Origin of the sequence: Acinetobacter sp. YH12068_T (genome assembly GCF_024606005.1) — a bacterium.
In the GTDB taxonomy this organism is placed as follows: Bacteria; Pseudomonadota; Gammaproteobacteria; order Pseudomonadales; family Moraxellaceae; genus Acinetobacter; species Acinetobacter amyesii.
Window position 1 is genome coordinate 1,632,226 of the sequence record NZ_CP094555.1, and the last position, 25,950, is coordinate 1,658,175.

The following is a 25,950-nucleotide window of genomic DNA, read 5'->3' on the forward strand; positions in this document are numbered from 1 at the left end:
TCCTAAATTAACGTAGGTTAATGGTGGTATTCACTTCACCTTTTTCTTGTGTATCTTCGAACCAACGACTGGTGATGGTTTTGGTTTGTGTATAGAACTGAACTGCTTGCTTACCATATGGACCTAAGTCACCCAGTTTTGAACCACGCGATCCTGTAAAGCTAAAGAAAGGAACTGGTACAGGAATTGGAATATTGATACCCACTTGACCAATATCGATATCGCTTTGGAATGTACGAGCGACTGCACCACTTTGTGTAAATAGTCCAACACCGTTGCCGAATGGATTGGCATTAATCAATTCAATCGCCTGCTCCAGAGTATCGACATGAATAATGGCTAATACGGGTCCAAAGATCTCTTCGGTATAGATGCGCATATCGGTTGAAACTTGATTAAAAATCGTTGCTCCGACAAAGTTTCCTTGCTCATAGCCAATGACTTGAACATCACGACCATCAAGCAACAGCTCTGCACCTTGCTCTACACCGCTTTGAATTAAATCCAGTACACGTGCTTTTGCGCGAGGTGAAATGACTGGGCCAATATCGGTATTCGGTTCATGCCCTGCATTGACCTTCAGCGTTTTGGCTTTTTCAACCAGTTCATTAACCCATTCTTTACTTTCACCAACCATGACAGCAACAGACAAAGCCATACAACGCTGACCAGCCGCACCAAATGCTGCACCAACGAGAGCATTTAAAGTTTGTTCTTTATTGGCATCCGGCATTACCACGACATGGTTTTTAGCCCCCATCATCGACTGCACACGTTTTCCATGCTGTCCTGCAAGGTTATATACATGTGTACCAACGGCTGTAGAGCCTACAAATGAAATGGCCTTAATAGCTTGATGTGTGCATAAACGATCAACAACGTCTTTACCACCATGCACTACGTTTAATACACCTGCTGGAATACCGGCTTCAATCGCAAGTTCGACAAGCATCATGGTCGATAATGGATCTTGTTCAGATGGCTTTAAAACAAAGGTATTTCCACTGACAATCGCCATTGGGAACATCCACAGTGGAATCATCGCAGGAAAGTTAAATGGCGTAATTCCTGCACATACACCCAAAGGTTGCTGCAAAGTATAGGTATCCACACCACGTGCAACACCTTCTATATATTCGCCCATTTGAAGTGTGCCAACCGAACACGCATGCTCAACGACTTCTAAACCACGTTGAATATCACCTTCAGCATCTGCAAGCGTCTTTCCTTGCTCAGCAGTCAGTACACGGGCAATGTCTTTCATATTGCTACGGATCAGATCTTGTAGCTTCAGCATAATGCGCATACGTGCTTGAACAGGCGTTAAGCGCCATGTTTTAAAAGCCTCTTGCGCTGAAGCAATCGCTGCATCCACTTCTTCCATAGTCGCCATTGGAACACGACCCAAAACCTCTTGAGTTGCAGGATTTAGAATGTCTTGCCACTCTGTAGTGTTTGACTCTACAAATTTACCGTTAATTAATAATTTAGCCGTCGCTGACTGAATATTTGACATTGTGTTCATGACCTCTCCATAGGCACTTATTGTTTTGTACTGACTTAGAAAATATCCAAAAGCCTTATATTTATATTTTCCAATTCACTTCAAACTAGCAAAGAAAATTTTGACTACCAATAGAGATTCACGCACGATTGATGTGCAAATATGCACAGGGATGACAATAACAATGAAAGTAGATTGGGATCATTTACAGTATTTTTTGGTTTTGGCTCGTGCGAAAACCCTAACCAATACCGCACGTATTATCGGTGTTGAGCACAGTACGGTTTCTCGACGTATACATGCGCTAGAACTGGCTTTAGGCACACCATTATTTAAACGTGAAGCCACAGGTTATGAGCTCACTTTAGAAGGTTTGGCACTGGTTCCTCGCGTTGAACAAATGGAACAGGCATTTTTACAAATCGAAAAACCTAACCAACCTATGCAAGGTCGTGTGCGAATTGGCACACCCGAAGGGTTTGGAACAGCATTTTTGACACAGCTCTTGGCAGAATTGTCCAAAAAATACCCTCTACTGACGATCGACCTTATTCCTGTCCCGAAAATGATCAAACTTTCACATCGTGAAGCAGATATTGTTATTTCCATCGATCGACCGAAATCAGGACCTTATATTATTACTCGACTGGCAGACTATTGTTTAAAGATTTATGGCAGTAAAGAATACTTAAAAAACACGCAACCCATTCATACATTAGAAGATTTAAAATCACACACTTTTGTGAACTATATAGATGATCTAGTCTATAGCCCCGAACTGTATTGTTTAGAGCGCTTACCTATTCAGCTCAATGCTAACTTTAGAAGTAGTAGTATTTTGGCACAACAAATTGCCGTGAGTGCGGGTGCAGGATTGGCAATATTGCCCAAATTTTTGGCCGAGGAAAAACCCGAATTAGAACAAGTCTTGGCGCAAGATGTTCGTTTTGTGCATACCTTTTGGATGCTGACCTTAGTCGATTTACAGCATGAGCCGCGCATTAAGCTGGTCTGGGACTTTTTGAGAAAAAGAACCGACCAATATCATAGTTTATTAATGGATTAAGTCAGGATGGCTGCTTCTAAACTATAACTGTTATAGAAATTTAGATGAATGTTGTATCTATGCTTTCAAGTGATATACCCCAATAATCACCTATAACCATTAGGGATTTAGAGTACATCTTATGAGCAATCAAGAGCCTAAAAAACCGCAAAAATATGCAGACAGTGAAATTTCAGATAAGGCCTTTAAACGTGCCATTATTTGGTTCTCAATCTATGTGCTTTTATTCTGTATTGGTGTAGCGTTTGTCGTTGGTGCAGATAATTCTTATCTACCTTAAGCGATAATCTATTCACTTATTGCAACTCGCTATTGCATGTATATCTTACATTTCATGTTTGCTCATGATCAGTTCATAAAGTATTAATCGGATCATTAGGCCAAATAAATTGGTTTAAATTTGAATTTAAAAAAAGCTTGTAAGTCTAGATTTACAAGCTTTTTTGCATTTTTAAAGTGATCAAATTACAGCTATAAAATTACTTTCCCCTCTGAATCGCTTATGCAGGACTCTGCTTTTTCACTTGGTGCTGTAGATGTGTTTGAATATATTCACCGTATACCGACATTTTTTCAAAGATATGCTCTGAATAAAACATGTCTTCTACCAAGACTTGCGCACGATCAAATTCATATAAACCTAATCGTTGTAAAATTTGCGCATTAATAAACGAAAATTTTTGGCATAAATCGATATATTGCTGATCTTTGTCTTTAAATAGCAGCTTTAACATATTGATTTTATTTAGATCAAAGTCAATCGGTTCAGCTTTATCCGCCAAGACATGGATTTCAACATCTAAATATTCAGCAAGCTGATTTAATTTTTCTAAGTCGATATGTAGATGTGTAATACAAATAATTTTGGAAACTTTCGGATTACATAAGCTATTGATCAAACTAAAATAGAAGTATTCTGCTGGCGATAGCTGTTCATTATTTAGCTCAATGTAGACATTGAGTCCCGATAAAACATCATCAACTTTAAATGCGCTAAGTTTAGCCTCAGCATGATAATAACGATTCAATATCGCAACATTTTCAGGGCTTTGTGGTGTAGCGTAGATCACCTTCTGATTCAAATTCGCTAAGATAAAGGGTGCAAATAAAAAAGCCGCATTTTCAGCCTTGGCGTGCATATACTCCTGACAAATACTGACATAGCCCACTTGCTGTACTTGGCGCAAAATTCGACTTCGTAAAAGCACCGCTTCTAAATTAGTATGCTGTTGTTGCAACAGATGCAGCGTTGAATCTGTCAATGGAACATCCACCAGTAAATGTTGTAACAGTTCTAATTCACTGGCTTTAAACATACTCAACTCCCTAACTTCCATACCATTTGACGCCACAAGTGTTGTGGTCTATGCACCTTATAAAAAATTCAAGCTTAAAACTAGATACAGTGATTTTGAAAAAACATATAACAGTACAGACTCATCTGTTATAAAAATTTAATGTAAAGTTTCATTTACTGATATATTTATAACAGAACTTTGTCTTGTTGATGACTATGTATAAATCGGAACAGCTTGCTCAGCACCTACGTCAACTGATTGAAAATGGCACTTTAAAAGCGCACGAAAAGCTCCCGTCTTTACGTGAACAAGTGCAGTTGTCCGGTTTTAGTTTAATCACGGTCATGAATGCCTATCAGGAGTTGGAATCGCGTGGCTTAATTTATGCACGTGAGAAATCTGGCTACTATGTGGCGCAAGGCTTACTCGAAATAGAAGCTGAACAAACTCAAATCGTGTCCTTAAACACACCGGTTGAAATTAACTCTCTGGTCTTTAAGTATTTAAAATCAATACAAGATGAAAAAATCATTCCATTGGGTTCAGCCTTTCCATCTCAAGATATTGTTTTTTCTAAAAAGTTAACCCAAATCATGGGGCAAATTTCCAGAAATCCTAAAAGTTACGATGCCATTGATAATCTTCCACCCGGTAATTTAGCCCTTCGTAAGTTGATTGCACAGCGTTATTGCATGCAAGGCATTGCCACAGATCTAGAGGATATTGTGATTACCTCAGGCTGTATGGATGCACTGAATCTTTCCTTACAGGCCATTGCCTCACCGGGTGATTATATTGTGTTACAGCAAAATATTTTCTATGGCGCCTTGCAAGCTGCAGAGCGCTTAGGCCTTAAAGTGGTGACCTTACCTGAACATCCACAAGACGGATTTGATTTAACCGCATTTGAACATATTTTAAAAACTTATCCCGTCAAGATCTGTTGGTTGATGCTGAATTCACATAATCCTGTGGGCTTCACAGTGAGTGATGAAATCAAGCAAAAAATTGCCGTGCTCTTACACCAATATCATGTGCATTTAATTGAGGACGATGTGTATGAAGAAATGCATTATGCATCTAAGAAACCCGTATCAATGAAATATTTTGACCAAAATAATATGGTCTTACATTGCTCATCTTTTTCTAAAACGTTAGGTGCTGCATTTCGGGTCGGTTGGGTGCATGCGGGTAAATATTCTCAAGCGATTCAACACTTACAGCTTATGAGCACTATTTCCGTTAATACCTTATTGCAAAATGCCTTGGTGGAATTTATTTCAAATTATCATTATGAAAAACATTTAAGGGTCTTAAGAAAAAGTCTACAGCAACACAAATTACAGTTTTACCGTTATTTGGAAAGCCGCCTACCGACTGGATGTAAATTACAATATCATCCAAGTGGTTATTTTCTTTGGTTAAAATTACCAGAAAACGTTGAAAGCATGGCAGTCTATGAAGCCTTAATTCAACAGCAGATCGGCGTTGCTCCAGGCCGTTTATTTAACGTATCAGAAGCCAAAACTCAATATATCCGTTTAAATTGTTCCTTTGCATGGAAGGATGAGATTCAACAGGCTTTAGATGCCCTCCTTAGTATAATCTCTGCACTTTCCTCAGATCAGATGAATATTTGACAATTTTTATTGTCATTATTATGCTCAAACAGATATTGTTCAAATACATATATTTGTTGTTGAGATAACAACGAATTCATTCAACATTTACCAAAATTCAAAAAACAAATAGGTTAGTTCATGGAAGATCAAAAACACAGTCAACGCATACATGCCTTTAGTTCGGATGTACTCAAAGATCTAGATGCTGTGGGGATTGCACAGCTCATCAAATCTAAAGAAGCCTCTGTACAGGAAATAACACAAGCAGCCATTGCACGTGCGGAACAAGTCAATCCGTATCTAAATGCCATTGAACTGGACTGTTTTCAACGCGCTTTAGAGAAAAATCAATATGTTGAACATGGTCTATTTGCGGGCGTCCCTTTTTTCTTTAAAGATAATCTAGATTATCAAGGCTTGCCATCACGCCATGGTTCAAAAGCCATCGGCTCAAAACCAGCCGATCGTAACCCTCAAATTAGCCAACAAATCTTAGATCAAGGTTTTGTCGTATTAGGAAAATCTAAACTACCTGAATTTGGTCTAAATGCCAGTACCGAATATAAAGATGGATCAGCCACCCATAACCCGTGGCATTTAAGTTATTCCTGCGGCGCATCTTCAGGGGGTTCCGCAGCTCTCGTTGCAGCCGGTGTAGTGCCTATTGCCCATGCCAATGATGGCGGTGGTTCAATTCGTATCCCTGCTGCATGCTGCGGCCTGATTGGATTAAAGCCTAGCCGTGGCCGTACGTATGACAGTGAAGCAGCAGGCTCTCTTCCGATTAATATCATCAGTGAAGGTGTCCTAACCCGTAGCATACGAGATACTGCGCATTTCTATGCAGGAATGGAGTCAAGTTATTACAATAAAAAACTGCCACGCATAGGCATGATTCATGGCCCTTCTAAACGTCGACTACGCATCGGTTTAGTCCCGCAATCGATTACTGGGCAAATAGATAGCGAAACAACTTCAACCTTAATGTATAGCGCAGCACTCTTGGAAAAATTAGGCCATCATGTTGAAGAACTTCAGTTACCTTTTGCCTTAAGCTTTGTGGAAGATTTTAGTGAATATTGGGGGATGTTGTCCTTTTTACTGAGTACCTTTGGCAAGAAAATCTTTGGCGCTGACTTTAATCCAAAAGAGTTAGATCACTTAACCGTTGGTTTATCGAAGTTGTATAAAAAGAACTTTTATAAAACCCCGTTATTTCTGTATCGATTAAAGAAAATGCAGCAACAATATCGTGAAATCTTTAAGCATTACGATGTGTTGCTATCACCTGTACTTGCACATACCACACCTAAAATCGGCTATTTGTCACCTCAATTACCGTTTGACCAGTTATTTGAACGTATACAGAACTATGTGACTTTTACACCCATCCAAAATGTTGTTGGTGCTCCAGCCATGTCGATTCCTATGGGAGAAACGCAAAACGACGGACTACCGATCAGTATGCAAATATCAGCCGATATCGGTGATGAAAAAACCTTAATTGAACTGGCATATGAAATTGAAGAAGCTCAGCCATGGCGACGTATTCAAGATATACCTCGAACTGCTTAACAAACCAATCAAAGAGCTAAAAAAGGGAGCTGATTGACTCCCTTTTTTATTTTCAAATCTGCGAATCAAAGCTTTTTAATAGATTACTGTTTAAATACAAGATGCTTAATTAAAATGATACGTCAGTCCTGCATATACCGCCCGACTTTCACCCGGTGTTAAACGAGCAGGATCTTTGCCGGCATCGTTATAGCCCGGTGTCACGGTAGATGCATATTTTTTATTGGCCATATTTCTGAAATCCAACCAAGCCATATACTGTTTTTGCGGTTGAATATAGCCGAACGATGCTCCCCAAATTTGCCAATCTTTTGCGTAGAAACTATTGGCATAGTCGGTTGCGACCTTTGCGGCATAAAGTGTATTCACCGCAGCATAAAAGCCTAAAGGATGTTCGTATTTCAGTTCAGCCTGATAGATGTGTTTTGGTATACCTGCCAGCTCATTTTTTCCAAATACCGCATCATTTTTATAGTGAAAATCATTCAAGGTATAGGCTTGTTTTAGTTGAACCTGTCCATATGTATCATTTTGCCAAAGTGAACTGTTTAAACCGACTTCAATCCCTTGATGGATGGTGTCTGAAGCATTCGATTCGTAAATTATCGGATTAGGCTCTGGTTGGATTTCAACAGCCAACAGTTCATTTTTAACCTGTGAATAGTAATATGCAATATTCCACACACCCAGTGCATGTTGACCACGCCCACCTAGTTCAAGAGTATTCGCTGTCTGACTATTCAAATGAATCGGAGCATTTTGGCGTCCCGTCGCTGCGCCACTTTCATCGGGGAACTTTTGATCCGAACCCCAAATTAAAGCCCAAGGATGTGGTGCTTCTAAGCTTCGACTGACATTGGCAAAGAGCTGTGTTTCAGGTTGGATTTGATATCGAAAACCTAGCGATGGCAGGACATTCCATTCACGAATATTTTCTTTATGACTTTGCACAGGCCATGTCACTTCACTTTCACGATGGGTGTACGCCAATGCAACTCGACTATCGAGCCAAAACTGTGGGTGTAGTGCCAAGGCATTGGCATAATGTAAAACATAGTCACCACCTTGGTAGGTATAATGCCGCGTTTCTGTACCCGCAGCATAGGCGCCTTGCGCTACACGCAAGCGTTCAACGACCTGACCATCTGGCAAATGCGTGGTACTACGAAAACCTAAAGTATTTTGGCTTTCATGCCCCCATAGCGTTCGGTCAAATTGGTAGTTAAATAAGGTAATGATATCGTCATAGTCAACATCGGTACTATACAAACCTTCTTGCAAATCCATCGGATAATGATGATAGGCCAGACCCAACTGTAAACGATCGCCCGAGTCCAAAGTCATATTGGTTTTATTCGCCAACCAAAGACTTCCCGGCTGCGGACGATTATTATTCAGCGAGATATTTTGGGCTACTGCTTGTTTTGGATTTTGTTCAATCTGTTGTTGGGTTAGACGTCCCGGCGTTTGGTGTTCAGTCTCTCGGTAACGCAGATAAAAACGTGTATCTAGGTTTGGATTTATTTGATATCCCACATTGGCCGATAAACCTTTGCTCTGGCTTGAAGCATGATCTTGAAAACCGTCATCATCACTTTGCGTTAAGGAAAGATAATAGTCTAAGTCGCCAATTTGTTGTCCTGAATTGATTTCACTTTTTTGATAACCGTGGCTACCCATTTCATGGTGCACTGACAATTTAGCTGCATTTTTTCCAGTTGGGCTAGCATAGTTAATTAGACCACCCAAGCTTAATGCACCACGTGTTAAACCATTAGCACCCCGTAAAACCTCTATATGGTCTACCCACAGCGGCTCAAGCAGTTCATAAGGTGTTCCTCCTGGCCCTGTAAATGGCAAATCATCTAAGGTCACATACAACCCTGAAGCATGCGCCCCCGGTGCACGATTGATCCCCGAGCCACGTATCGACAGTTTTACCCCTTCATTTCCTGAAGATGCTGCGTAAATCCCCGGTTGATTTTTAAATAAATCAGCATTTGTTCGCTTGGGTATATCTTGAATGTCTGCTGCCACGATCGCATTGGTTGCACCATTTACTTTAGTCAGTGCTTTTTTTATTTGATCATCCATTGAACTTTGTTCAACGTTAATGGTGATTTCAGGTAATACATTGCTATCTGCAACACTATATTGTGCCATTGCAGTAAGCATCATCAGGCTTAAAAGCTTAAGTGACGTGTTGTTATATTTGGAAAATTGAGGGACATCCATGATTGCGTCTTCTAAGTGAAACGAATTTGACGGCAAGGATTGTAGTGTGTTTTATCATCATGTATGTATCAAAATATTTCAAAATTCATGATTTTTATCAATATTCTTCTTCGTATTTTTATATTCAAATGATTTGTTAAATGAAATAAAACAGATAATTATATTTTTTAGTCAAAAATAAAAGTTTCTAAATAAGATAAAAGCCCTCAATCTGAGAAGATCAAGGGCGTGTATTGATTAAGAGTACGCATTGAAAGATTGTCGGAAAGTCAGATGTCAAAACCTGAATATACTTTCAATCACGCTCTCGTTAAATTGATATTGAAATTTCTAAGGCAATTTAAATTAAACAATTCTCTGTAACAGCATTAGAAGTTGTACATCGCGACTGCATTGATTCGATTATCTTCACCTTTAGTACTGCCATTTGGTGCAGCGCCAAAAGCTTCACGTTCACCATAGACATATTCCAGACCTAAACTAATCGGCTTAACAGGGCTGTAAAATACATTTGCCCATGCTTGCCACAAGTTTTTATTGGCCTTGGTTTTATCAACTAATGAGTTGACATAATCTGCATTACCATCTGCTTTCATATAACCATAGCCCAATGTTCCGCGCCATTGTGCTGAAATTTGTTGAGTTAAACCTACTGTAATCGAGTCAAATTCATTGGTGGCGATGATGTCTTTATCTGCATTGGTCACAAAACCTTGGTTGGTCCATGACACAAAACTACTGTCGCCTTTGACATGGTAATAATCCGCTTTGAGCACTGTTTTATCCGTCAAATCTAGCTTTGCGCCCAGACCAAGTCCCCATGCGGTTTCTGTATCCGTATCCGTTTTCTTTTCAGCACCCATCGCACGTGCGCTCAACATGAGTGTATCTGTCATTTTATGGTTTAACCGCGCTGTTAATGCAGGCAAACGCATATTTGAACTGTCATCCTTAGAATCTTCTGCTGCAAGCACAAGATTTGTCTCAGGACTAAATTTGTGACTATAGCGAACTTGCGGTGTACGTTTAACAGCACCACCAACATAGCCCAATGCATCAATAGTTTCAGACATATAATCAGGTACAGCAAAGTTAGACCATGTTTGCCCCACCAACCAATCACCATAAGTTAAATAGGCATGACGAATCCTCAGTCCATCATTTGCGCCCAAAAAGTCGACTTCAATTTTACCGCCTACATCGCCCACTTGAGTCGGCGTTTTAAAGTCTAGGCCTAAACGTGTGGCAGCAAGTGTTGCTTTTAAACGATCTGAACTTTCAGCATTCCCTTCTAGCGGAACACTATTCATTTGGTTATACAGGCGAGATAAGCTGCCGCCTTCTGCCTGATAAGATGCATCTGCTCGCACATTGCCATACAAGCTAAACTCAGCGCCCGATTTGGTATTTAAACTCAGGCTCGGTGTTTGAGTCGGTTTTAGTGCTTGTGCAGCAACTACAGGTCGTTGTTTTACGTCTTTGATTTCACTCGACAAGGTGTTTTGCTGTTGAACATATTGCTGCATCATGGCTTTTAACGCTTTGACTTCATCACGCAACTGTTCAACTTCAGCCTCGCTGACTGCCGCATGTGTCCACATGGGGAACGCGGCTGCACAAGCTAGTATCATCGGTTTAATTTTAAAGTTTTTTTTGACTAAATTTAGCTTTTGAGTTTTCATCCTGACCTCGATTTGGGCGATGCCCTTTCCTTATTTTTTGTCACAATTTCCCACTAGCCCTCATGCTGTGCATCAGGGCCTGGAAACTTAAAATTTTTGGGTAATGTTAAATCTTTAAATATCGGCTTAATTCGCTGGATTTTTGATGGCTTGCGTATTGAGCTTTGGCGATTGACCTTGAGTAGACGCTTCTACAGACGCTTGCAAATTCACCATAAAGATCGCCAATGCAGCAATGACACCGGGAATGGCAATCACCAAGAAGTTCATTTGATGCGGCAAATTCATGGTTAACAGCGCACCAGTAAGTACCGGTCCAACGATTGCACCAATTCTTCCAATACCCGATGCCCAGCCCATACCTGTTGAACGTACCGTGGTTGGGTAGTATTGTGCGACAAAGGTATAAAGTAGGATTTGCGAACCGATGGTAGCTGCACCTGCTACAGCAATTAAGGTATACAGAACCATTTGCGGACTGTTAAAGCCCAGTAAGATTAAAGCCAACGCGCCACACATAAACATGATGCTCAGTACTTTTTTGATATGGAATCGGTCTGCCAAAGCACCACCACCAATAGCACCTACCATTCCACCAATATTCAGTGCAAAGAGGAAGATCATACTTGCACCAAGTGAATAGCCAGCTTGAATCATCAATTTTGGTAACCAGCTTCCAAGTGCATAAACCATCAATAAGCACATAAAAAATGCAATCCAGAACATGAACGTACTGAAACTACGCCCTTGTTGAAATAATGCTTTTAACGGAGCGTTATCTTCTTCAGAAACTTCATTGAGTACAAATTGTGTATCCGTTGTGAGGACTTGTTCAGGGGCAATTTTAGAGACAATCGTTCGAGTCGTATCTGTTTGATGCTTTGAGGTTAAATACATCAATGACTCAGGGAGGAATTTCCAAATTAAAGGCAATGCAAGACATGGAATAATTGCAATATAAAACATGATTTTCCACCCATATACAGGCACTAACCAAGCACCCAATAACGCTGAAGCCATACCACCTATGGCATAACCACTAAACATTAGTGCAACTAAGGTACTGCGTATACGTTTTGGCGCGTATTCTGTCATTAATGCGACAACGTTCGGCATAACGCCACCGATGCCTAGACCGGCAAGAAAGCGTAAAATACCAAACTCAACGGGAGTACTTGCAAAAGCGCCGCAGAAGGTAAAACCACTAAAGATACCGACACAGATCATAATGGTTTTTTTGCGACCAATTTTATCCGACAGTGTGCCAAAACACATGGCACCAAACATCATGCCAAATAAAGCCGTACTTGCCAGTAAGCCGGCTTGTACCGCAGATAAGGACCATTCTTGCATCAACAACGGTAAGGCAACGCCATAGATCACCAAGTCATAACCGTCAAAAATAATAATCAAAAGACACCAAATCAAAACACCCCAATGAAATGGCGTAAATTTGGCTTCATCAACCAAGGTATTAATATTAATTTTCTGGTTTTGCATAGCCCACCTCCTAATTGTGAAGCTTGTAAAATTCGCTTTTCACAATGAATAAGTCGGTGCTTAATGTCCAAAACCGATTAGGCATGTTTGTATACCTAAAAAGTTGAATACAAATTAATCCCTTGATTCCGCTTTATTTAAATAGATCATTTCATATGTGCAGTTCATCTGAACGTCTAGCGACAACATACTCAAAACACAGCACGATCATATGGAATCGCTTCTAAATCATACACTTGATAAACACTATCAAATAAACCACGAATATCTTCGCTTTCATCCATATTACGCACAGCCATAAATACAGGGCTAATCGCGGCTTCGTCTAAGATAGGAACAAAGGTTAAATGTGTTAATTGCACACTTTGGGCACTCATTGGGGTGATACAAACCCCTTCGTTCGCCGCAACAAAGCCCAATGCCAGTTGTAATTCACGAACTTCACGTACTTTTTTAGGTTCCAAACCATACTCTGAAAATATGCCACGCACTTGGGTCGAAAAATTCGGTTTATTGTGATTTGGATAAAAAATCAATTGCTGATCGATCAGATCTGCAAGATAGACTCCTTCCTTTTTTTGTGCGAAAGGATGACTTGCATGTAAGGCTACCACTAAGCGTTCTTCACGCAGTAAAACCCGTTTAATTGCAGGGTCTGAAATACGCAATCGACCAAAGCCGACATCTATACGGCCTTCTTTTAATGCTTTGATTTGTTCAGTGGTCGCCATTTCCTCCATTTCTATTTTTAAATGTGGGTGTTGTTGTTTGAATAAATACAAAATATTCGAGAGTAAACCAAACAATAAAGAGCTCACAAAACCGATTGTCACGGTCCTTTCTGTCAAACCGATTCGTTTCGTCATTGATTTAATTTCTTCTGCATTAGACAAAAGTTTTAAAGCATGATGATAAAAAAATTGACCTGCTTCTGTAGTCTTAAGCGGACGGCTACCTCGTTCAAATAACTGAATTCCAAGCTCATGTTCCAAATTTTGAATCTGCCGACTCAAAGGTGGTTGAGCTATATATAGTTTTTCTGCCGCTTTGGTAAAACTCTGCTCTTCAACCACCGCGACAAAGTATCTTAAGTGTCTTAGTTCCATGGTTATCGATACCTATTAAGTATAATAAAATGCAAATTTGATCTTCGACGTGAAGATTTTATTCTTTTAAGGTATATCACATAGACAGGATTAAGCAAATTTAATCCCATCCAACAGATCAAAAACATCGTGCAGCGCATTACCTGAAAGAAGCTTCAGCCGCTACACAAAACAACTTAAAAAGTATTGTTAGACAACCAAACAAGGAACGTGGCAGCCAAAGACCTCTTTTATCGAGTGATAGCCACCCATACTTAAATGCATACTTAAGGAGATATAGTATGAACCGTCAAGAGATTGATGTTCTGGTTAAACAAATGAACGTAGATACAGCGACAGGGCCTGTTGACCAACGTGTACAGCAAGTTGTGGGTAAGCGTCCGCTGAATCCCATACCAATTTTAATTCGATTTAGGTTTCCAGCAGTGTGGCAGTAACTCTTCAATCTGGGTCACTTTATGTGTCGGTAACCTTTTCAGCACATCACTTAAATAGGCATAGGGATCCAGCCCATTCAGCTTTGCTGACTGGATTAATGTCATAATATTGGCTGCTCGCTGACCGCTGCGCAGCGAACCTGCAAATAACCAGTTCTTACGTCCCAACGCCCAGGGGCGCATCTGGTTTTCCACCCAGTTATTGCAAATCGGTAGATTGCCATCATCCAGATAGCGGCTTAAGGCTGGCCAACGCTTCAGAGTGTAATTGATCGCCTTGGCGGTAGGAGAACTCGATGGCACTGTCAGATGATGTTGGTTGAGCCATTCATATAGTTGTTGCATCACTGGTTGACTATGCTGTTGTCGGTATTCGCGGCGGTCTTCCGCTGTACCATCGGTCTTTTTCCTGAGTTCGGCTTCTATCGCATACAGTTTCTGAATCAACACTAATGCCTGTTCAGCAACCTGACTTTTCCCAGTTACATGCAGTTCATGGAATTTACGACGTGCATGGGCCATGCAGCCCACCTCAATCACCTGACCTGATTTAAAACGTGCTTTATAACCACTGTAATCATCACAGACTAGATAGCCCTGCCAGCCTTTCAAGAACTCTTCAGCATGCTGGCCTGAACGACTATCCTGAAAGTCATAGATCACCGCCTGAACTGGATTGTACTGTGTGGTGGCATAGGCCCAGACATAACCTTTCTTCGGTTTTTTATCATTCTCACCCATCCGCATGATGGTGACCGGTGTTTCATCTGCATGCAGCACCTGCTGTTGTAGTACCACCTCTTTTAAGGCATTGGCCAGAGGCTCCAGTTCTACACCGCAGCGACCTATCCAGTCAGATAACGTTGATCTAGAAAGCTCGATTCCCGCCCGCTGATAGATCAGACGTTGACGGTACAGCGGCAAATGATCGGCATACTTCGATACCAGCACATGGCTGAGCAATTCAGGTGAAGCAATGCCTTTATCAATCACATAGGCGGGCATCGCTTGCTGAGTCAGAGTGTCACACTGATCACAGACCCATTTACCACGCACATGCTGTTCCTTATAGAACTGTGCCGGTCTGAAATGCAGTTTTTCACTGACATCTTCGCCGATACGACGGAGTTGGCAGCCACAAGCACATTGGGTTGATGCAGGTTCATGCTCAATACGGATGGTGTGTAGATGATCTGGCAGTGGTCGACGTTTAGGTTTATTGGTTTTGGCTTTGTGTGTCACTGCATCGGTTTTATCTGCATTTAGCCGTTCCAGTTCTAGATCAACCGCGGCAATATCTTCTTCAACCGCTTCATCCCACAGATGGATTTGTTTTGCAGTGAGATGTTCGTTTTTACTGCCGAATTTGTGCTTTTTAAACAGCGCCAGTTCATGCTCGTATTTTTGATTGAGAATAGAAAGATGTTGAACTTTAGAATCTAATTGCTGATTGGTGACTTCAAGATGTTGAACTCTGGCATCTAATTGCTGGTTTGATTGTGCCAGAGACTGATGCTGCATCGCCAACTGCCTGGTGAATTCCAGCAGTTGTTCATGGGTCAGTTGGCTTAAGTCAGGCAGCGTATTCATGACCGCAGTATGCCTGAGGTCATGAGAAGAATGAAATAGAACGTTTGGAGAATAGCAGAATGGAACAGCCTGGTTTAAAGCATCGTCACCACCTGCTGTCGTCCAATGCGCTGCCAGGGCAAACCTTGGATCAGTGCCTGTAACTGTTCCGGGCTGAGGGCCACGGTTTCACCTTGGTGAACTTGAGCCCAGTGAAATTTGCCCTGTTCCAGCCGCCGGGCACACAGCCAGATGCCCAGTCCATCATGTACCAACACTTTCATGCGATGGCCACGTTTATTACAGAACAGGTAAGCACAATGCGGTTTGATGTAGCCAAAGGCTCTCACCACCTGAGCCATGGTCGTATCCATACCTGCACGCATGTCCATGGGCTGAGTAGACAACCAGATTTCATCAATGCGGATCATGTTGCAAGTGCCTTGAGTAATTCTGCCAAGACAGGTATTTCTGATGTCTGCCATTTTAGCTGAATATCATTATTCGTATGAGGCACGGTGATACACAACGTGATCCTCTCATCAATAGGTTGGCTGATTTCAGCAGTGTAAGGCAAAGCAATAAATGCTGGATTCACATGAGTAGGATCCTGCACGGCACCCTCATGATGGCTGAAGATCCTGATCCAACGACTGACAAGGTTGGCATTAATACTATGTTGCAGTGCGACCGAAGCGATCGAGGTATTAGGATTTTTACAGGCATTGACAATACTGAGTTTGAATTCTTTGCTGTATGTTCTGCGTTTTTTAGCAACAGGAGGTGTTGCTGAATATATATCCATGTTCATGGATTAAGTCCCCACTTGTTTTTAGGTGGGAACTAAATTAAGGCTTATAGGATCGCTTGGTAAGGCTGTGTTAGCCGGATGCTTACAGTTGTGGTACGTTTATTGGGTGATTTATTCCAAGCGATTGAAGATCTGGATATTACTCAAACTGAACTATGGAAAGGTCTAGAATATTTTACAGACGCGGGTCAAGCAAACGAATTAGGTCTTTTAGCCGCAGGTTTAGGTTTAGAGCACTATCTTGATTTACGTGCGGATGAAGCTGATGCGAAAGCAGGTATTACAGGTGGTACACCACGTACCATTGAAGGCCCTTTATATGTGGCTGGCGCACCTGAATCAGTGGGCTTTGCTCGTATGGACGATGGTACGGAAACCGATAAAATTCCAACTCTGTTTATTGAAGGTACAGTGACAGATACCGAAGGCAACATCATTGAAGGCGCTAAAGTTGAAATTTGGCATGCCAACAGCCTGGGTAACTATTCTTTCTTTGATAAGTCTCAATCTGACTTTAACCTTCGCCGTACGATTCTTTCTGACCAAGACGGTAAATATGTTGCACAAACTACGATGCCCGTTGGTTATGGCTGTCCTCCAGAAGGTACAACTCAATTTGTTTTAGACAAATTAGGCCGTCATGGTAACCGTCCATCACATGTACATTATTTTATCTCTGCACCAGGTTACCGCAAGCTAACCACTCAATTCAACATCGAAGGTGATAAATACCTTTGGGACGACTTTGCCTTTGCAACTCGTGATGGTCTGGTAGCAACTGCTGTTGATATCACAGACGAAGCTGAAATTGCGCGTCGTGGTCTAAACCAACCGTTTAAGCACATTAGCTTTAATGTTGAGTTAGTTAAAGAACAAGCCGCAGCACCAAATACTGAAGTTGATCGTCGACGCGCTAGCGCTTAATTACTCACTCAAAGGAAGCCGAGCTGTCTCATCTAAGTTTGACAACTCGGCGACTATCCCCTCATTGGACAGTCGGAGAATGGACATGCCACGTATTCCTGTAATTAACACCAGCCATCTAGATCGTATTGATGAACTTCTTGTCGATAATTTTGACACTGGTGAATTTAAACTGCACCGCTCAGTATTTACCGATCAAGCGTTGTTTGATCTTGAAATGAAATACATTTTTGAAGGTAACTGGGTATATTTGGCACATGAAAGCCAAATTCCAAATAACAATGATTATTACACGACTCATATCGGTCGCCAGCCCATTATCATTGCACGTAACCGTAATGGTGAACTGAATGCCATGATCAATGCCTGCTCACACCGTGGCGCACAGTTATGTCGTTATAAAAAAGGCAACAAAGCAACCTACACCTGTCCATTCCATGGTTGGACTTTTAATAACTCAGGTAAATTGCTCAAAGTTAAAGACCCTGCCGAAGCGGGTTATTCAGATTGCTTTAACCAAGATGGTTCACATGACTTGAAAAAAGTCGCGCGCTTTGAAAGTTATAAAGGCTTTTTATTTGGTAGCTTAAATCCTGATGTGCCAAGCCTTGAAGAATTCTTAGGTGAAACCACCAAAATTATCGACATGATCGAAGGTCAGTCGGAAAACGGTTTGGAAGTTTTACGTGGTTCATCTACCTATACCTATGAAGGTAACTGGAAACTGACAGCTGAAAATGGCGCAGATGGCTATCACGTTTCAGCCGTGCATTGGAACTATGCAGCAACCACACAGCACCGTAAAGAAGCACAAGCGGCAGATAATATTCGTGCCATGAGTGCGGGTTCTTGGGGCAAGCAAGGTGGTGGTTCTTATGGTTTTGACAATGGTCACATGTTGTTATGGACCCAATGGGCTAACCCAGAAGACCGTCCAAACTTTAGCAAAGCCGATGAATATATCGAAAAATTTGGCGCGCCGATGTCGAAATGGATGATTGAACGTTCACGTAACCTATGTCTTTATCCAAACGTTTATTTGATGGATCAATTCGGTTCACAAATTCGCGTTTTACGCCCGATTTCTGTCAATAAAACTGAAGTCACCATTTACTGTATCGCCCCTGTCGGTGAAGAGCCAGAAGCACGTACACGTCGTATTCGTCAATATGAAGACTTCTTTAATGCTTCAGGCATGGCAACACCTGACGATTTAGAAGAATTCCGTGCCTGCCAAGCCGGTTATGCAGGGATTGAACTGGAATGGAACGACATGTGCCGTGGTTCAAAACACTGGATTCATGGACCAGATGATGCAGCCAATGAAATTGGATTAAAACCACTATTAAGTGGCATCAAAACCGAAGATGAAGGTCTTTACCTTGCTCAGCATCAATATTGGTTAAAAACCATGAAACATGCCATCGCTGAAGAAAAAGAACTAGCTGAACAAGTCGCAAATGAACAAGGAGATGTCGCATGAATGCAACTGCACATTTAGACAGCGTAAGCATTGAAGCTGTATCTCAGTTCCTCTACCGCGAAGCGCGTTTTTTAGATGATGAACAGTGGGATGAATGGCTAGCGTGCTATGCCCCATCTGCATCATTTTGGATGCCGGCTTGGGATGATGATGACCGCCTGACAGAAGATCCTCAGTCTGAGATTTCTTTGATTTATTATCCAGACCGTCAAGGTTTAGAAGACCGTGTCTTCCGCATTAAAACCGAGCGTTCATCTGCCACGATGCCAGATACCCGAACCAGCCATAACATTAATAACGTCGAGATTATTGAACGTGATGGTGACAAAGTGACGGTGCGTTTTAACTGGAACACCTTAAGTTTCCGCTACAAAACCAACTATAGCTACTTTGGCATGTCACGTTATGAAATTGATTTTTCAGGCGAGCAGCCAAAAATCCTCAGCAAATATGTAGTTCTTAAAAACGATTATATCAACCAAGTTATTGATATTTATCACCTCTAAAAGCTTATTTCACTAAGCAAGGTTTAACTTTCAGCCAGAAGGATATTTGGCTGAAAGGACACGTTATACCAGATTTTCAAAAGGATATTCAGCCATGTCAAACCATAATGTTGCACTTCAATTTGAAGATGGCGTTACTCGTTTTATTAGTGTTGCTCAAGGTGAAACCCTATCCGACGCAGCCTATCGTCAAAAAATCAATATCCCTCTAGATTGCCGTGATGGCGCATGTGGGACATGCCGTGCATTTTGTGAGTCGGGAACTTACGACATGCCTGAAGAATCTTATATCGAAGACGCTTTAACCCCCGAAGAAACTGAGCAAGGTTATATTTTAGCTTGCCAATGTCGTCCAAGTTCAGATGCGGTTTTCCAAATCAGTGCATCATCTGACGTGTGTAAAACTGAAATTCATGAGTTTCAAGGCACATTGTCTCGTGTTGAAAATATGTCGGATTCTACGATTACCTTTGATATTCAACTGGATGAAGATCAACCTGACATTAACTTCTTGGCAGGTCAATACGTCAATGTCGGCATTCCGGGGACTGAAGAAACTCGTTCGTATTCGTTTAGTTCAAAGCCGGGCAATCGTTTAACAGGCTTCGTGGTTCGTAATGTCCCTGAAGGAAAAATGAGTACCTTCCTGAGTGCCGATGCGAAAGCCGGCGACAAAATGACCTTCAAAGGTCCTTTTGGTAGTTTTTATCTGCGTAATGTCGTCCGCCCTGTGGTCATGCTTGCAGGTGGTACAGGTATTGCGCCGTTTATGTCCATGTTACAAGTGCTTGAAGAAAAAGGTTCTGAACAACCTGTTCGTCTTGTATTTGGCGTAACCAATGACTTTGACATCGTGGCAAAAGACAAGCTCGATGAATTACAAAGCAAACTCCCTTGGTTCGAATACCGTACTGTGGTCGCTCACCCTGAGTCACAGCATGAACGTAAAGGCTATGTGACCAGTCATGTTGAAAAAGATTGGTTAAACAACGGCGATGTAGATATTTATCTCTGTGGTCCTGTGCCGATGGTTGAAGCTGTACGTGGCTGGTTAGATACAGAAGGCGTTAAACCTGCAAACTTCTTGTTTGAAAAATTCTCAGCGAATTAAGGGAGAATAGTTTAATGTCAGAACAAGCCAGATTTAGCAATAAAGTTGTCATTGTAACCGGTGCCGCTCAAGGTATCGGTCGTGGAGTCGCACTACAAGTGGCCCGAGAAGGCGCTCAAGTGGTATTGGCAGATCTTTCAGATTTTGTTGAAGATACGCTGAACGATATTCAAGCCCATAATGGCGATGCCATTATTGTTAAAGCCAATCTTGAAACATATTCAGGCGCTCAATTAGTTGCTACCCAAGCCATTAAAAAATATGGCCGAATTGATATCTTGATCAATAACGTCGGAGGTGCGATTTGGATGAAGCCCTTCCAAGAGTTTTCAGAAGAAGAAATCATTAAGGAAGTTAATCGTTCATTATTTCCAACTATGTGGTGCTGCCGAGCCGTGTTACCTGAAATGATTCAAAATCAGCAAGGGACGATTGTAAATGTATCTTCTATTGCAACCCGTGGTATTAACCGTGTGCCATATTCAGCGTCAAAAGGTGGGGTCAATGGCTTAACCGCTGCACTCGCTTTTGAGCATGCAAAAGATGGTATTCGAGTCAATGCCGTAGCCACAGGTGGCACAGAAGCACCACCACGAAAAGTACCTAGAAACGCCAACCCATTGTCAGATCATGAAAAACAATGGATGCAAGACGTGGTCGATCAAACCATTGACCGTACATTCTTGGGGCGCTATGGCACAATTCAGGAACAAGTCAATGCCATCTTATTTTTGGCATCCGATGATTCATCTTATATGACAGGAACAGTCGTCCCTGTTGGTGGTGGAGATCAAGGTTAATCTCTAAAAATCATTGGTTAAATTCAACAGGCTCATTGACATAGTCGCATGGAGGCAAAAGCGATGGCACCCCTGTTAAAAACATTAAAAGAAGATTGGTCGATCTCAGCGACGGTTGCAGGATTTTTAGCCGTGCTGATCTCCTATTCAGGTCCACTGATTATTTTTTTCCAAGCCGCACAAAAAGCCCAAGTCTCCCCAGCCATGATGATTTCATGGATTTGGGGGATTTCTATTGGCGCAGCAATGGCGGGTATTTATCTCTCTATTAAATATAAAACCCCGGTGATTACCGCGTGGTCAGCGCCCGGTACGGCTCTTTTAGTCACGCTCTTTCCGAATATTTCGCTGAATGAAGCCATAGCGGCTTATATCACGTCTGCTATTGTTATTTTTTTGATTGGCATCACCGGCTATTTTGACAAACTCCTAAAATGGATTCCTCAAGATGTCGCTGCGGGAATGATGGCAGGTATTTTATTTCAGTTTGGGCTTGGACTGTTCACTGCTACAGATAGTATGCCGATCATTGTCTTTGGCATGTTATTGGTCTTTCTGATTTCTAAAAGACTATCGCCACGCTACGCGATGATTTGGGTCTTACTGACTGGAGTCGTTTTGAGTTTTTCATTAGGAAAAATTAATCCTGTTGATGTGAATTTTCAACTCGCTATACCGCAGTTTATTGCCCCAATTTGGACTTGGAACTCAACTTTAAATTTGGCGATTCCCTTAATCTTAGTCAGTCTGAGTGGTCAATTCCTTCCGGGGATGGCGATCATGAAACTCAGTGGATATGACACGCCAGCCAAGCCGATTATCACAGCGACCAGTATTGCCTCGCTCGCTGTCGCATGTGTCGGAGGCATTACTATTGTTTTAGCGTCTATCACAGCAGCCATGTGTATGGGCAAAGATGCACATGAACTTAAAGAAAAACGCTATATAGCCGGTATTGCCAATGGTATTTTTTATATTTTAGGTGGCTTATTTGCAGGCAGCATTGTCATGTTATTTAGCCTATTACCTAAAGAGTTAGTCGCTGCACTTGCAGGTTTAGCGTTATTAGGTGCGATTGGGACAAATATGTCGGTTGCGATGAAAAATGAGGCCAACCGTGATGCAGCGCTGATCACTTTTTTAGCGACAGCCTCAGGTATGCATTTTTTAGGGCTAAGCTCAGTATTTTGGGGGATTTGTATCGGTGTCGCGGCACATGTCATTTTGACCAAACGAGTAGCCACACAAGCACCGATAATAACGACTCAAGATTCTAAAAGTTCATAATATCCAAACGCATTGTTAATACAAAGAAGATGGAAAATTACATCTTCTTTGTTTAATCAAAAATAAAATGCTTTCATTTAGACTTCGGTTAATTCAGGCAATTCTCGATGAGCGATTTCAAAAGCTTCTTGAACATCTAATCCCACAGCAGTCAATAAAAGCTCTACAACTTTGGCAATCCAGTGAACCCTTTAGGCAAATAAGCATAGCAACGCACAGATTCAATTTTTATGATGAAGTAATCGCCACCTAGCCTTAGTTTAAAAAAAACCATCTAATTTGAACCAACATAAACTTTATCAGCAGCGTAAATCTAAAGGTTTTTACCCCCTAAGAAGATTATTTATTGAACAGAATCATTTAACTAAATGATATACTTCAATCAAACTTCAAATGAAAAAAATCGTTAATTAAATTTATAAATGCTTGCACACTAGGTGATGAATTTGTACTGCGCTTACTCATATATAAGTTGATTGTTGGAAGGTCCGTATCTAACTTTTTGACAATAATATTTTCATAAGCAATATCTGCAATATAACTCGGTAAAATCGTACACGACTGTGTGATATTGATTGAATTAATGTTGAATAAAATATTACTGGCGCGTTGGATGATTTTTAAGTTGATCTTTTTGTCTTCTGCAAATTTTAAAATCTTATGATGCAAAACTGACGACACTTCCTCAGCCGGAATAATAAAATCTATTTCTTCTAAAGATTTGACTGATATTTTATTTTGATTTGCAAATGGATGCTGATTATTCATCAAGAAAATCAAAGGCTCTTCAAATATCAACTGGCTCGAAATTTCATGGTTATTAACATCTGCCCTAGAAATGGCGATATCAATACGCCCATTATGTAAATCACTGACGATTTGCGTGTCATTTAAGCTCAAAAGTTCAACTTTTAAGTCAGGAAACATCTCTGTGAGTTTCGGAATAATAAAAGGAAAAATTTTCATTTCTGCAACTGGTACAAAGCCAATGGTGATTTTTTGGTCTTTGGCTTTTTTGACTTGGCGCGTCATTGCAACTGCTTTATCGGCACTTTCTAAAATGTTTTTGGCATGTTCTAAAAACACAATTCCTTCATCGGTCAGTTCAACTTTACGTTTAGAGCGAATAAATAACTGTACGCCAATAAACTCTTCGAGGTCTTTGATTTGTTGGCTAAGAGAAGGCTGAGCCGTATAAAGTTTTAAGGCCGCTTGGCTAAAATTAAGTTCTTGTGCAACCATGACAAAATATTTTAAATGTCTTAATTCCATTTAAGTCACCTGTGTAGTCCAATCCTTAGGACGTTTTTAATACAATTCCGTTAGCAAGCTAAAATAGTCTTATATTTTGTGGTGAAGTGTTCATTTTTTATTTAAATATCATTTTTTCTCATATTTTACTTCTAAATAGTTCAAAATTTTTAATCAATTGAACTCATGCTGGAATTATGTGATTTCAAAAGAGCGTCTTCTCTAGCACCGCTTAATTCATTTTAGAAATACATTTTCAAATATATATTTTGACAAAAACAAAAACAAAAACAAAAACAAAAACAAAAACAAGGGATCATGTTGCATCATCCCTTTTTTACTTATCTTTGAATTATTTACGTTTTTTCTTACCACTGAGCAGATCTATGGCTTGGGCATATCGTGTAGGTGCAATCCGCTGAATTAAATCAATGATTTTGGCGTCATTGCCGATTAAAACACGACGTTTATTCTGTTTCACTGCATCTAAAATCACTTTTGCTGCAACTTCAGGCGGTGTTTTCAGCACTTTATTAAAGGCTTTCGTGGCTCTATCTGGATTCATACCCAACGCGCGAATACTGTCACTCATACGTGCGCTATTTGCAATATTGGTTCGAATTCCACCCGGATGCACGCAGGTAGCGCTCACTCCGACATTTTCCAAATCTAATTCTTGACGTAAAGATTCTGTAAAACCACGGACTGCAAACTTAGTTGCATTATAGGCACTTTGAGTCGGTTGAGCTGTCAAACCAAATAAGCTGGAAATATTCACAATATGTCCATCGCCACTTTGTCTTAAGTACGGTAAAAATGCTTTTGTCCCATACACCACGCCCCAGAAATTGATATTCATAATCCACTCAATTTCATCATAATGCATACCTTCTACTGTACTGGCTAGCGCGACACCCGCATTATTAAAGATCAAATTGACCTGACCAAATTCAGCTTGAGTTGCAGCCGCCCATTGCTCGGCAGCGGCACGATCAGACACATCTAACTGGGTCTGAGTTATTTTCACACCGGTGTGCTTAATCATTTCAGACGTTTGTGCAAGGCCGTCGAGGTTCCGATCACTTAATGCTAGATTCGCACCTGCTTGAGCAAGTTGAATAGCTAACTGCTGCCCAATACCTGAACCTGCTCCAGTAATGGCTGCGACTTTGTTGTTAAAATTTTTCATCTTTATTCCTATACATACTTAATCCATTTCAGTGATCAAGCCGCATTTTCGTATTATTCATAGCTACAAGCTTAACGAGTTCTAATCTATGAATGAAATGATTTTATTTAATTCTAAAATATGAATGCTATACATAGCTATTTAGCGTTATTTCTTCAAATCAAATGAATGTAATTCGCCATGATTAGAGCAAAAATTAAAAGCTTTAATGAGCTTTTTAGCTAATACTTTTTAAGGATTGTAGCTCCAATTCTTTTAAATCAAACTGCGTTTGAAATTTATAAAAGTGATACAAATGCCAAATGTTATAAACAAAGCTCAACATTTATTCTATTTTTCTACACGATCCAGATTCTAGATATTCAAAATCAGTATATAAAATCCACAATATATACTTATTTTTTTGTGAATATAGCCCTTGAAGACAGCAAGGCTGATGCTTTGTAATTTTCCAAGTCTTGTGTATCCACCTTTTGGAAGATCAGGGATGCACATCTCTTACTATGTTTAATAGAGGTTCTAAAATGATAAAAACAACTCTTAGCCTAATCGGTTTGTCACTGGTGTCTAGCTTAGCTTTGGCTGCTGATCCATTGCATGGTACTAAATGGAAAACCATCGATGATCAAACCAAAAAACCTTTATCCGTAGTTCAATTTAACGAAACCTCAAATGGCGTTTTATCTGCAAAAATCGTGGATGTACTCACCCCGGGTGAAGCAGAAAACTGCCAAAAATGTGTAGGTAAATTCCACAATAAACCACTACTCGGTGTGCAAATCGTCAATGGTTTAAAAAATACAGGTAAAAATACCTATGACGGCGGTAAAATTACTGACCCGAAAAATGGTAAAACCTATAGCTTCAATGCCAAAATGTCGAATGACGGTAAGACCTTAAATGGTCGTGGCTATATTGGTGTATCTGCGCTTGGACGCAGCCAAACATGGATACGTGTAAACTAATCCTTAGTGTAAAAATTCAAAAAGCGACT

At 40.8% G+C, this 25,950-nt stretch carries 21 protein-coding genes and 2 pseudogenes; 12 read left to right on the plus strand and 11 right to left on the minus strand.

What is annotated here, in order from left to right; genetic code table 11:
* Positions 1 to 7: 7 nt before the first annotated feature.
* The gene (locus MST18_RS07900) at positions 8 to 1,525 is read right to left on the minus strand and encodes a CoA-acylating methylmalonate-semialdehyde dehydrogenase (RefSeq protein ID WP_180011812.1); all 1,518 of its coding nucleotides are present in this window, start codon (positions 1,523 to 1,525) and stop codon (positions 8 to 10) included.
* A gap of 163 nt (positions 1,526 to 1,688) precedes the next feature.
* Here MST18_RS07900 and MST18_RS07905 point away from each other — a divergent pair, with 163 nt between their 5' ends.
* Both MST18_RS07905 and MST18_RS07910 read left to right on the plus strand, forming a co-directional pair.
* Positions 1,689 to 2,570 (plus strand): LysR family transcriptional regulator, encoded by an 882-nt coding sequence (locus tag MST18_RS07905; protein ID WP_078193328.1) that lies wholly within the window; start codon positions 1,689 to 1,691, stop codon positions 2,568 to 2,570.
* 121 nt (positions 2,571 to 2,691) lie between these two features.
* Positions 2,692 to 2,850: a hypothetical protein gene (locus MST18_RS07910; RefSeq protein WP_168379604.1), complete on the plus strand. Its 159-nt coding sequence runs from the start codon at positions 2,692 to 2,694 to the stop codon at positions 2,848 to 2,850.
* Positions 2,851 to 3,070: 220 nt separating this feature from the next.
* Here the strand turns inward: MST18_RS07910 and MST18_RS07915 are convergent, their stop codons facing one another.
* Positions 3,071 to 3,886 (minus strand): hypothetical protein, encoded by an 816-nt coding sequence (locus tag MST18_RS07915; RefSeq protein ID WP_180133877.1) that lies wholly within the window; start codon positions 3,884 to 3,886, stop codon positions 3,071 to 3,073.
* A gap of 197 nt (positions 3,887 to 4,083) precedes the next feature.
* Between MST18_RS07915 and MST18_RS07920 the strand changes: the two genes are divergently transcribed.
* Both MST18_RS07920 and MST18_RS07925 read left to right on the plus strand, forming a co-directional pair.
* The gene (locus MST18_RS07920) at positions 4,084 to 5,508 is read left to right on the plus strand and encodes a PLP-dependent aminotransferase family protein (protein WP_180133897.1); all 1,425 of its coding nucleotides are present in this window, start codon (positions 4,084 to 4,086) and stop codon (positions 5,506 to 5,508) included.
* Between the two features lie 120 nt (positions 5,509 to 5,628).
* Positions 5,629 to 7,065, plus strand: coding sequence for an amidase (locus MST18_RS07925; RefSeq protein ID WP_180133876.1), 1,437 nt, complete (start codon positions 5,629 to 5,631; stop codon positions 7,063 to 7,065).
* 105 nt (positions 7,066 to 7,170) lie between these two features.
* Here the strand turns inward: MST18_RS07925 and MST18_RS07930 are convergent, their stop codons facing one another.
* The 4 genes from MST18_RS07930 to MST18_RS07945 form a co-directional block, all read right to left on the minus strand.
* Complete coding sequence (locus MST18_RS07930) at positions 7,171 to 9,300, minus strand: TonB-dependent receptor domain-containing protein (protein ID WP_180133875.1); 2,130 nt, start codon at positions 9,298 to 9,300, stop codon at positions 7,171 to 7,173.
* Between the two features lie 368 nt (positions 9,301 to 9,668).
* Entirely contained in the window at positions 9,669 to 10,931 is a 1,263-nt protein-coding gene (locus tag MST18_RS07935) for a DcaP family trimeric outer membrane transporter (RefSeq protein WP_257234095.1), read from the minus strand.
* Between the two features lie 177 nt (positions 10,932 to 11,108).
* The gene (locus MST18_RS07940) at positions 11,109 to 12,482 is read right to left on the minus strand and encodes an MFS transporter (RefSeq protein ID WP_180011805.1); all 1,374 of its coding nucleotides are present in this window, start codon (positions 12,480 to 12,482) and stop codon (positions 11,109 to 11,111) included.
* Positions 12,483 to 12,673: 191 nt separating this feature from the next.
* Positions 12,674 to 13,588: a LysR family transcriptional regulator gene (locus MST18_RS07945; RefSeq protein WP_111884644.1), complete on the minus strand. Its 915-nt coding sequence runs from the start codon at positions 13,586 to 13,588 to the stop codon at positions 12,674 to 12,676.
* A gap of 281 nt (positions 13,589 to 13,869) precedes the next feature.
* Here MST18_RS07945 and MST18_RS16635 point away from each other — a divergent pair.
* Positions 13,870 to 13,959, plus strand: a pseudogene (locus MST18_RS16635) (hypothetical protein); the annotation flags it as partial.
* Between the two features lie 30 nt (positions 13,960 to 13,989).
* On the opposite strand, the gene MST18_RS07955 reads toward MST18_RS16635, so the two are convergent.
* From MST18_RS07955 to MST18_RS07965, 3 genes are all read right to left on the minus strand, one after another.
* Positions 13,990 to 15,615, minus strand: coding sequence for an IS66 family transposase (locus MST18_RS07955; protein WP_257249974.1), 1,626 nt, complete (start codon positions 15,613 to 15,615; stop codon positions 13,990 to 13,992).
* A 74-nt stretch (positions 15,616 to 15,689) separates the two neighbouring features.
* On the minus strand, positions 15,690 to 16,025 hold the full coding sequence (gene tnpB / locus MST18_RS07960; RefSeq protein ID WP_000618091.1) for an IS66 family insertion sequence element accessory protein TnpB: 336 nt from the start codon (positions 16,023 to 16,025) through the stop codon (positions 15,690 to 15,692).
* Complete coding sequence (locus tag MST18_RS07965) at positions 16,022 to 16,405, minus strand: transposase (protein WP_154320783.1); 384 nt, start codon at positions 16,403 to 16,405, stop codon at positions 16,022 to 16,024. The genes tnpB and MST18_RS07965 overlap by 4 nt, the downstream gene beginning before the upstream one ends.
* 84 nt (positions 16,406 to 16,489) lie before the next feature.
* Between MST18_RS07965 and catA the strand changes: the two are divergent.
* The 6 genes and pseudogenes from catA to benE all read left to right on the plus strand — a co-directional run.
* A pseudogene (gene catA, locus MST18_RS07970) lies at positions 16,490 to 17,329 on the plus strand (catechol 1,2-dioxygenase); the annotation flags it as partial.
* Between the two features lie 85 nt (positions 17,330 to 17,414).
* The gene (gene benA / locus MST18_RS07975; protein ID WP_180133764.1) at positions 17,415 to 18,812 is read left to right on the plus strand and encodes a benzoate 1,2-dioxygenase large subunit; all 1,398 of its coding nucleotides are present in this window, start codon (positions 17,415 to 17,417) and stop codon (positions 18,810 to 18,812) included.
* Positions 18,809 to 19,318 carry a benzoate 1,2-dioxygenase small subunit gene (gene benB / locus MST18_RS07980; protein WP_078190730.1) on the plus strand — a complete coding sequence of 170 codons (510 nt, stop codon included), beginning with the start codon at positions 18,809 to 18,811 and terminating at the stop codon, positions 19,316 to 19,318. Before benA ends, benB begins: the two co-directional genes overlap by 4 nt.
* A gap of 94 nt (positions 19,319 to 19,412) precedes the next feature.
* The gene (gene benC, locus MST18_RS07985) at positions 19,413 to 20,429 is read left to right on the plus strand and encodes a benzoate 1,2-dioxygenase electron transfer component BenC (protein ID WP_180133765.1); all 1,017 of its coding nucleotides are present in this window, start codon (positions 19,413 to 19,415) and stop codon (positions 20,427 to 20,429) included.
* 14 nt (positions 20,430 to 20,443) lie between these two features.
* Positions 20,444 to 21,229: a benzoate diol dehydrogenase BenD gene (benD, locus tag MST18_RS07990; RefSeq protein ID WP_180073801.1), complete on the plus strand. Its 786-nt coding sequence runs from the start codon at positions 20,444 to 20,446 to the stop codon at positions 21,227 to 21,229.
* Between the two features lie 63 nt (positions 21,230 to 21,292).
* Positions 21,293 to 22,516: a benzoate/H(+) symporter BenE gene (gene benE, locus MST18_RS07995; RefSeq protein ID WP_180133766.1), complete on the plus strand. Its 1,224-nt coding sequence runs from the start codon at positions 21,293 to 21,295 to the stop codon at positions 22,514 to 22,516.
* Positions 22,517 to 22,894: 378 nt separating this feature from the next.
* Here benE and hcaR read toward each other — a convergent pair whose 3' ends face one another.
* Positions 22,895 to 23,788, minus strand: a complete 894-nt coding sequence (gene hcaR / locus MST18_RS08000) for a DNA-binding transcriptional regulator HcaR (RefSeq protein WP_180133767.1) — start codon at positions 23,786 to 23,788, stop codon at positions 22,895 to 22,897.
* A 331-nt stretch (positions 23,789 to 24,119) separates the two neighbouring features.
* A complete protein-coding gene (locus tag MST18_RS08005; RefSeq protein WP_180133768.1) occupies positions 24,120 to 24,956 on the minus strand; it encodes an SDR family oxidoreductase in 837 nt (278 codons plus the stop codon).
* A 524-nt stretch (positions 24,957 to 25,480) separates the two neighbouring features.
* Here MST18_RS08005 and MST18_RS08010 point away from each other — a divergent pair.
* On the plus strand, positions 25,481 to 25,921 hold the full coding sequence (locus MST18_RS08010; RefSeq protein WP_078190743.1) for a DUF2147 domain-containing protein: 441 nt from the start codon (positions 25,481 to 25,483) through the stop codon (positions 25,919 to 25,921).
* The last annotated feature ends 29 nt before the right edge of the window (positions 25,922 to 25,950 follow it).